At 75.9% G+C, this 9,278-nt stretch carries 3 protein-coding genes; all 3 read left to right on the top strand.

What is annotated here, in order from left to right; translation table 11 throughout:
* Positions 1-588: phosphopantetheine-binding protein (locus tag GPJ59_RS28770; protein WP_258025062.1), on the top strand; the 588-nt coding region annotated here is incomplete at its 5' end.
* A gap of 37 nt (positions 589-625) precedes the next feature.
* Entirely contained in the window at positions 626-5,572 is a 4,947-nt protein-coding gene (locus GPJ59_RS28765; protein ID WP_219670624.1) for a type I polyketide synthase, read from the top strand.
* A 68-nt stretch (positions 5,573-5,640) separates the two neighbouring features.
* The coding region (locus tag GPJ59_RS28760) for a type I polyketide synthase (RefSeq protein ID WP_219670623.1) at positions 5,641-9,278 on the top strand (3,638 nt) is incomplete at its 3' end.

Below are 9,278 nucleotides of genomic sequence, written 5' to 3'. Positions count from 1 at the left end.
GCCGACGCCCGCGCCGCGGCGCACGCGCCGGTGCGCCGGACCGCCGCCTCGCAGGACGCGGCGGAGGCCCGGTCCTTCGCCCAGAAGCTGGCCGCGCTCTCCCCGCAGGAGCAGGAGCGGGCGGTCACCGACCTCGTACGGACCCGCGTCGCGGCCGTCCTGGGCCACAGCGAGACGGAATCGGTCGACGCCGACCGGGCCTTCCGCGAGCTCGGGTTCGACTCGCTGACCGCGGTGGAGCTGCGCAACCGGCTCACCGCCGCGACCGGCCTGACGCTGCCCGCCACGCTCGTCTTCAGCCACCCCACCCCGCTGGCCCTGGCCCGGCACCTGCTCGACCAGCTGGGCACCGCCCGCGGCGCCGAGGCGCCCGGGCTGCGGGAACTCGCCGCGCTGGAGGCCGTACTGGCGGACGCGGCACCGGACGGCGAGGGCCGCGACACCGTCACCAAGCGGCTGGAGGCGCTGCTGTGGAAGTGGCGCGCCATCGGCGAGGCCGAGGCGGGCGTACTCGACGGCGAGGCGCTCGAGTCCGTCACGGACGACGAGATCTTCGCCCTGATCGACAAGGAATTGGGAGCTTCCTGACCTGCTCCTGTCCCATATCCACTGAGGAGTACCGAGCATGTCGACGAGCAACGAAGAGAAGCTCCGCGATTACCTCAAGCGCGTCACGGCGGACCTGAGCCGCACCAAGCAGCAGCTGCGTGACGCCGAGGACGCCGGGCACGAGCCGATCGCCATCGTCTCGATGGCCTGCCGCTTCCCCGGCGGGGTCACCGACCCCGAGGGCTTCTGGAACCTCGTCGCGTCCGGCACGGACGCGATCGGCCCCTTCCCGGCCGATCGCGGCTGGGACACCGACCTGTACGACCCCGACCCGGACAAGCCCGGCAAGACGTACGTCAAGGAGGGCGGCTTCCTCACCGGGGCCACCCTCTTCGACCCGGAACTGTTCGGCATCTCGCCGCGCGAGGCGTCCGCCATGGAGCCGCAGCAGCGGCTCCTGATGGAGACCGCCTGGGAGACCCTGGAGCGCGCCGGCCTCGACCCGATGTCGATGAAGGGCACCAGCACCGGCGTGTTCGTCGGCGCCGTCGCCTCCGACTACGCCTCCCGGCTGGACGCCCTGCCGGAGGGCATGGAGGGCTACGTCGGCACCGGCACGATGGCGAGCGTCCTGTCCGGCCGGGTCGCGTACACCTTCGGTCTGGCAGGTCCGGCGGTCACCGTCGACACCGCATGCTCCTCCGGCCTGGTCGCGCTGCACCAGGCCGTGCAGTCCCTGCGCCAGGGCGAGTGCTCGCTCGCCCTGGCCGCGGGCGTGGCCGTCATGTCCAGCCCGGCCGCCTTCGTCGAGTTCAGCCGCCAGCGCGCGCTCGCCACCGACGGCCGCTGCAAGGCCTTCGGCGCCGAGGCCGACGGCACGACCTGGTCCGAGGGCGTGGGCGCACTGCTGATCGAGCGGCTCTCCGACGCCAGGCGCAACGGCCACGAGGTCCTCGCCGTCATCCGCGGCACCGCTCTCAACCAGGACGGCGCCAGCAACGGCCTGACCGCCCCCAGCGAGCCCGCCCAGCAGGAGGTCATCCGCCGGGCGCTGGCCAACGCCCGCCTCACCCCCGGCCAGGTCGACGCCGTCGAGGCGCACGGCACCGGCACCACTCTCGGCGACCCCATCGAGGCGCAGGCCCTGCTCGCCACCTACGGCAAGGAACACCCCGCCGAGCGGCCGCTGTGGCTCGGCTCGGTCAAGTCCAACATCGGCCACGGCGGCCCCGTCGCCGGTATGGCCGGTGTCATCAAGATGGTCGAGGCGCTGCGCCACGGCGTCCTGCCCCGGACCCTGCACGCCGAGCAGCCGTCCCCGCACATCGACTGGTCCTCCGGCGGCGTCCGGCTGCTGACCGAGGCCCGCGAATGGGCGCGCGGCGAGGAGCCGCGCCGCGCCGGCGTCTCCGCCTTCGGCGTCAGCGGCACCAACGCCCACGTCATCCTGGAGGAGGCCGACGCCGCCGACGCACCGGAGCCCGCCGCCGCCGAGGAAGGCACCACCGTGCCCTGGATCCTCTCCGGCCGCACCGACGCCGCCCTGCGCGAGCAGGCCGCCCGCCTGCTCGCCCACGTCCGGGACGGCGCCGCCCCGGCCTCCACCGGCTTCTCGCTGGCCACCGCGCGCACGGCCCACCCGGTGCGCGGCGCCGTCGTCGCCGCCAAGCACGAGGACTTCCTCGCCGGGCTCGCCGAGCTGGCCGCCGGCGACACCACCGGCGCCACGGTCGCGCCGGGCGCCGACCGGCCGGTGTTCGTCTTCCCCGGCCAGGGCTCGCAGTGGGCCGGGATGGCCGTCGAGCTGTACGCGGCCTCGCCGGTCTTCGCGACCCGCCTGGACGAGTGCGCCGCGGCGCTGGCCCCGTACACCGACTGGTCGCTGATGGACGTGCTGCGGCAGAAGGACGGCGCGCCGGGCTTCGACCGGGTCGACGTCGTCCAGCCCGCGCTGTGGGCCGTGATGGTGGCCCTGGCCGAGCTGTGGAGCTTCCACGGCGTCCGCCCGGCCGCCGTCCTCGGCCACTCGCAGGGCGAGATCGCCGCCGCCGCGGTCGCCGGCGCGCTGTCCCTGGAGGACGCCGCCAAGGTGTCCGCACTGCGCAGCAAGGCCATCGTCGCGCTGGCCGGCAAGGGCGGCATGGTCTCCGTCGCCGCGCCCGCCGCCGCCGTCGCCGAGCGGATCGCCGCGTGGGGCGAGCGGCTCTCCCTGGCCTCCGTCAACGGCCCGAACTCCACCGTCGTCTCCGGCGACCCCGAGGCACTCGACGAGCTGATGGCCGGCTGCGAGGCCGACGGCGTCCGCGCCCGCCGCATCAACGTCGACTACGCCTCCCACTCCGCCCAGGTCGAGTCCATCCGCGACGAGGTCCTCAGCTCCCTCGCGGGAATCACACCGCGCACCGCCGAGGTCCCCTTCTTCTCCACCGTCACCGGCGAGTGGGCCGACGGCTCCGAGCTGGACGCCGACTACTGGTACACCAACCTGCGCGCCACCGTCCGCTTCGAGGACGGCGTACGCGCCCTGCTCCGCGCCGGCCACGGCCTGTTCGTGGAGTCCAGCGCCCACCCGGTGCTGACCATCGGCGTGCAGGAGGCCGTCGACGCCGCCGCGGCCGCCGCCACCACCGGAGCGCAGGCCGTCACCCTCGGCACGCTGCGCCGCGGCGAGGGCGGCCCGCAGCGCTTCCTGACCTCGCTCGCCGAGGCCTGGACCCGGGGCGCCACCGTCGCCTGGCCCACCGTCTTCCCCGAGGGCGTACGCCGCGTCGAGCTGCCGACGTACGCCTTCCAGCACCGCCCCTACTGGCTGGAGGCCGCACCCGTGGACGCTTCCCGTACCGTCTCGCCGCAGGGCGGCGACGAGGTCGACACCGCCTTCTGGCAGGCCGTGGAGAGCGGGAACCTCGAACCCCTCGGCGTGGACGCCGGCCGGCCGCTCGGCGAGGTCCTGCCCGCCCTCGCCGCCTGGCGCCGCAGCAGCCGCGAGAAGTCCGCCATCGACTCCTGGCGCTACCGCACCGTGTGGACGGTCGCCGAGACCGCCGCCCCCGAACTCACCGGCACCTGGCTGATCGTGGAGCCCGAGGGCGCCGCCGAGGAGCTCGCCGCGGCCGCCGCCGACCGGCTGGCCGCCCACGGCGCCCGGACCGTCCGCATCCCCGTCGACGTATGGGCCGCCGACCGCTACACCCTCGCCCAGCAGCTGCACGAGGCACTCGCCGCAACAGGTGAGGCCGGCGTGAGCGGTGTGCTCTCGCTGCTCTCCCTCGACGAGCGCCCGCACCCGGACCACCCGGCGCTGCCGCTGGCGCTGGCCGGCACGGTCACCCTCGTCCAGGCCGTCCTCCAGGTCCGCGAACTCGCCGAGTTCGACGCACCGGTGTGGTCGCTGACCCAGGGCGCCGTCTCCGTCGGCGACTCCGACACCCTCACCAGCCCCCTCCAGGCCACCGTCTGGGGCCTGGCCCGCGTCCTGGTCCAGGAGCACCCGCGGCTGTGGGGCGGCATCGTCGACCTGCCGCAGCAGGCCGACGACGAGGCCTGGGGGCGCCTGGCCGGCGTGCTCGCCGAGCCGGGCGACGAGGACCAGCTCGCCGTCCGCTCCTGGAACGTCCTGGTCCGCCGCCTGGTGCGCGCCCCCCTCGGCGACACCGAGCCGGCCCGCCACTGGGAGCCGGCCGGCACCGCGCTGGTCACCGGCGGCACCGGCGGCCTGGGCGCGCAGACCGCCCGCTGGCTCGCCCGCGCCGGCGCCGAGCACGTCCTGCTCGTCAGCCGCAGCGGCGAGCAGGCGCCCGGCGCCGCGGAACTCGTCGCCGAACTCACCGGGCTGGGCTCCCGGGTGACCGTCGCCGCAGCCGACGTCTGCGACCGCGCCGCGCTCGCCGCCGTCATCGACGCGATCCCCGCCGACGCCCCCCTCACCTCCGTCTTCCACACCGCCGCCGTCCTCGACGACGGCATGGTCGACTCGCTCACCCCGGACCGCATGGAGCGGGTCCTGGCCGTCAAGGCCCAGGGCGCCCGCAACCTGCACGAGCTGACCGCGGACAAGGAGCTCACCGCCTTCGTCCTGTACTCCTCCTTCGGCGCCGCCTACGGCTCCGCGGGCCTGGGCAACTACACCCCCGGCAACACCTTCCTCGACGCCCTCGCCGAGCAGCGCCGCGCCCAGGGCCTGCCCGCCACCGCGGTGGTCTGGGGCACCTGGGAGGGCAGCGGCATGGCCGACAACGGCGTCGGCGAACGCGCCCGCCTCCAGGGGGTCTGGGAGCTGCCCGCCGAGCTGGCCACCGCCGCGCTCCAGCAGTCCCTCGACCACGAGGAGACGAACCCCGTCGTCATCGACATCCGCTGGGACAGCTTCTCGCTGGGCACCAACACCGAGCGCAACAGCCCGCTGTTCGAGATGGTCCCCGAGGCCGCCGCTCTGCTCGCCGCCGCCGAGGCGAGCGCCGCCGCCGAGGCCGAGCAGGCCGACGGCGCCCCGGAGGCGCTGCTGCGCCGGCTCACCGGCCTCCCGGCCGCCGAGCAGGACCGCATCCTGGTCGACCTGGTCCGCAAGCAGGCCGCCTCCGTGCTGGGCCACGGCGCCGCGGGCCCCGAGGCGCTGGCCGCCGTCGGCCCCGAGCGCGCCTTCCGCGAGCTGGGCTTCGACTCGCTCAGCGCGGTCGAGCTGCGCAACCGGCTCGGCGCCGCGACCGGCCTGAGCCTGCCCTCCACCCTGGTCTTCGACCACCCCACGCCCGTCCTGCTCGCCGCCCTGCTGCGCACCGAACTCCTCGGGGACGCCGACGGCGTGGAACCGCTGCTCGACGAGATCGACCGCCTCGGCAACGCCCTGGCCGCGGCCGGCGAGGCCACCGCCGAGGACCGCGGCCGCATCGCCGGCCGGCTCCAGGCCCTCCTCGCCACGTGGAACGGGACCGCGGCCGGCGCCGCGGCGTCCGACGCCGACCTCGACGCGGCCTCCGACAGCGAGCTCTTCGACCTGCTCGACGACGAACTGGAGACGCAGTGACCCCGCGCCCGCAGCGCACGCAGCGCCCGCACCGTGTTGGCTTCCCGTTCCCGGTAGGTGAGTAGACGTTGAGCACGAGCAACGAAGACAAGCTTCGCGAATATCTGAAGCGGGCCACCGCCGACCTGCGCAACGCGCGGCGGCGGGTGAAGGAGCTGGAGGAGCCCGAGCCCATCGCCATCGTGCGCATGGCCTGCCGCTACCCCGGCGACATCGGCTCGCCCGAGCAGCTGTGGGACCTGGTCGCCGACGGCCGCGACGGCATCGGCGGCTTCCCCGAGGACCGCGGCTGGGACCTCGACGCGCTCTACGACCCCGACCCCGACCGGCTCGGCACCTCGTACACCCAGCAGGGCGGCTTCCTGCGGGACGTGCCGCGCTTCGACGCACAGCTGTTCGGGATCTCCCCGCGCGAGGCCCTCGCGATGGACCCGCAGCAGCGCCTGCTGCTGGAGACCACATGGGAGGTGCTGGAGCGCGCCGGGTTCGACCCGACCTCGCTGGGGGGCAGCCGTACGGGCGTGTTCGTCGGGGCCTCCTCCTCCAGCTACGCCTCCGACCTGGACTCCGTACCGGACGACGTCGAGGGCTACCTCGGCACCGGCAGCGCGGCGGCCGTCGTCTCCGGCCGCCTGGCCTACACCTTCGGCCTGGAGGGCCCGGCGGTCACCGTCGACACCGCCTGCTCCTCCTCGCTGGTCGCCCTGCACCTCGCCGTCCAGGCGCTGCGCCAGGACGAGTGCTCCCTGGCGCTGGCCGCCGGCGTCACGGTGATGTCCACGCCCGGCCTGTTCGTCGAGTTCAGCCGGCAGCGCGGGCTGGCGGCCGACGGCCGCTGCAAGGCCTTCGCCGAGGCCGCCGACGGCACCGGCTTCTCGGAGGGCGTGGGCGTCCTGCTGCTGGAGCGGCTCTCCGACGCCCGCCGCAACGGCCACGAGGTCCTCGCCGTGATCCGCGGCTCGGCCGTCAACCAGGACGGCGCCTCCAACGGCCTGACCGCCCCCAACGGGCCCTCCCAGGTCCGCGTCATCCAGCAGGCGCTGGCCAACGCCCGCCTGGCCCCCGGCCAGATCGACGCCGTCGAGGCGCACGGCACCGGCACCACCCTCGGCGACCCCATCGAGGCGCAGGCCCTCATCGCCACCTACGGCCGCAACCGGCCCGCCGAGCGCCCGCTGTGGCTCGGCTCGGTGAAGTCCAACATCGGCCACGCCCAGGCCGCCGCGGGCATGGCCGGCGTCATGAAGATGGTCATGGCCATGCGCCACGGCCTGCTGCCGCGCACCCTGCACGTGGACGCGCCCAGCAGCCAGATCGACTGGTCGGCCGGCACCGTCCGGCTGCTGCGGGACGCCGTCGAGTGGGCCGCGCAGGACGGCGGGCCGCGCCGCGCCGGCGTCTCCGCCTTCGGCGTCGGCGGCACCAACGCCCACGTGCTCCTGGAGCAGGACCTCGCCCCCGCCTCCGCCGACGCGCCCGCCGGGGACGGCGGGGAGGCCCCCGCCGTACTGGACACCGACCTGGCCGCCTGGCCCGTCTCCGGCCGGACCGCCGGCGCGCTGCGCGCCCAGGCGGACCGGCTGCGGGCCTTCGCCGAGGACGGCTCCGCGCCCGTCCACGACATCGCCCACTCCCTGGCCACCACGCGCGCCGCGCTGGAGCGCCGCCTGGTCGTCGTCGCCGACGGCCGGGAGGGCGCCGGCGGCTTCACCGAGGGCCTGACCGCCGTCGTCGACTCCCTGCCCGGGGCCACCTCCGTGGTCCAGGGCACCACCCTGCCCGGCACCGGCGTGGTCCTGGTCTTCCCGGGGCAGGGCTCGCAGTGGGCGGGCATGGCCGTCGAACTGTACGAGTCCTCGCCGGTGTTCGCGGCCCGCCTGGACGAGTGCGCCGCGGCGCTGGCCCCGTACACCGACTGGTCGCTGCTGGAGGTGCTGCGGCAGGCGGACGGCGCGCCGAGCTTCGACCGGGTGGACGTCGTCCAGCCCGCGCTGTGGGCCGTCATGGTGGCCCTGGCCGAGCTCTGGCGCGCGGCCGGTGTGGAGCCGGCGGCCGTCATCGGCCACTCGCAGGGCGAGATCGCGGCCGCCGCGGTCGCCGGCGCGCTGTCGCTGGAGGACGCGGCGAAGGTGTCCGCGCTGCGCAGCCGGGCCATCGTCGCGCTGGCCGGCAAGGGCGGCATGGTGTCCGTCGCCGACACCGCCGACGCGGTGAAGGAACGTATCGCCGCATGGGGCGACCGCCTCGCCGTGGCCTCCGTCAACGGCCCGGGCTCCACCGTCGTCTCCGGAGACCCCGAGGCGCTGGACGAGCTGATGGCGACGTGCGAGAGCGCCGGGGTCCGGGCCCGCCGCATCAACGTCGACTACGCCTCCCACTCCGCGCAGGTCGAGTCCATCCGCGACGAGGTCCTGAGCCTGCTGGCGGGCATCGAGCCGCGCACCGCCCGCGTGCCGTTCTTCTCCACCGTCACCGCCGACTGGGCCGAGGGCTCCGAGCTGGACGCCGAGTACTGGTACACCAACCTGCGCGCCACCGTGCGTTTCGAGGACGCCGTACGCGCCCTCCTCGCCGAGGGCCACGGCATCTTCGTCGAGTCCAGCGCCCACCCCGTCCTCACCGTCGGCGTCCAGGAGACCATCGACACCAGCGCCAGCGCCGCCGTCACCCTCGGCACGCTGCGCCGCGACGAGGGCGGCCCCCGCCGCCTCCTGGCCTCCCTCGCCGAGGCCTGGGTCCACGGCGCTACGGTCGACTGGGCCCGCCTCGCCGCCCCGCACGCCCCGCGCACCGTCGAACTGCCCACGTACGCCTTCCAGCAGCAGCGGTTCTGGCTGCAGGCGCCGGCCGCCGACGAGGCCGCCGCCGCCCCGGCACTGCCCGCCGACGTGGCCGAGGCCCGCTTCTGGGACGCCGTCGAGCGCGAGGACCTGGAATCCCTGGCCGACACCCTCGACCTGGAGGAGCGCCGGGCGCTCGGCGAGCTGCTGCCCGCCCTGTCCTCCTGGCGGCGCCGCCGCCGCGAGCGCTCCACCGTCGACTCCTGGCGCTACCGGGTCTCCTGGGACCGCCTGCCGGACTTCACCTCCGCGCCGCTGACCGGCACCTGGCTCGTCGTCCTGCCCGCCGGCTCCGTCCACGAGTCGCTGGCCGCCGACTGCGCCGCCGCCCTCGCCCGCCACGGCGCCTCCACGGTCACCGTGCGCACTCCCGGCGCGGACCGCGCGGCGCTCGCCGAGCTGATCCGCACCGCCACCGCCGGAAACGAACCCGCCGGGGTCCTCTCCCTGGCCGGCCTCGGCGCCGACGGCGCCCTGCACACCCTCGTCCTGGCCCAGGCCCTCGCCGACACCGGGCTGGCCGGCGCCCGTACCTGGACCCTCACCCGGGGCGCCGTCGCCACCGGCCGCTCCGACGCCGCCGCCGACCCCGGCCAGGCGCAGGTCTGGGGCCTCGGCCGGGTCGTCGCCCTGGAACAGCCGCGCACCTGGGGCGGTTTGGTCGACCTGCCCGAGGCCGTGGACGAGCGGGCCCTGACCCGCCTGGCCCAGGTCCTCGCCGGCGGCGCCGGCGAGGAGGACCAGATCGCCCTGCGCGGCTCCGGCGCCTTCGGCCGCCGCCTGGTCCGCGCCACCCTCGACGACCGCGAGCCGGTCCGCGACTGGCGCCCGCGCGGCACCGTCCTGGTCACCGGCGGCACCGGCGG

Source organism: Streptomyces bambusae, assembly GCF_019400985.1.
Lineage (GTDB): Bacteria > Actinomycetota > Actinomycetes > Streptomycetales > Streptomycetaceae > Streptomyces > Streptomyces bambusae_A.
Note: the sequence above shows the minus strand (reverse complement) of the source record. Positions and strands in the feature narration are given on the sequence as shown.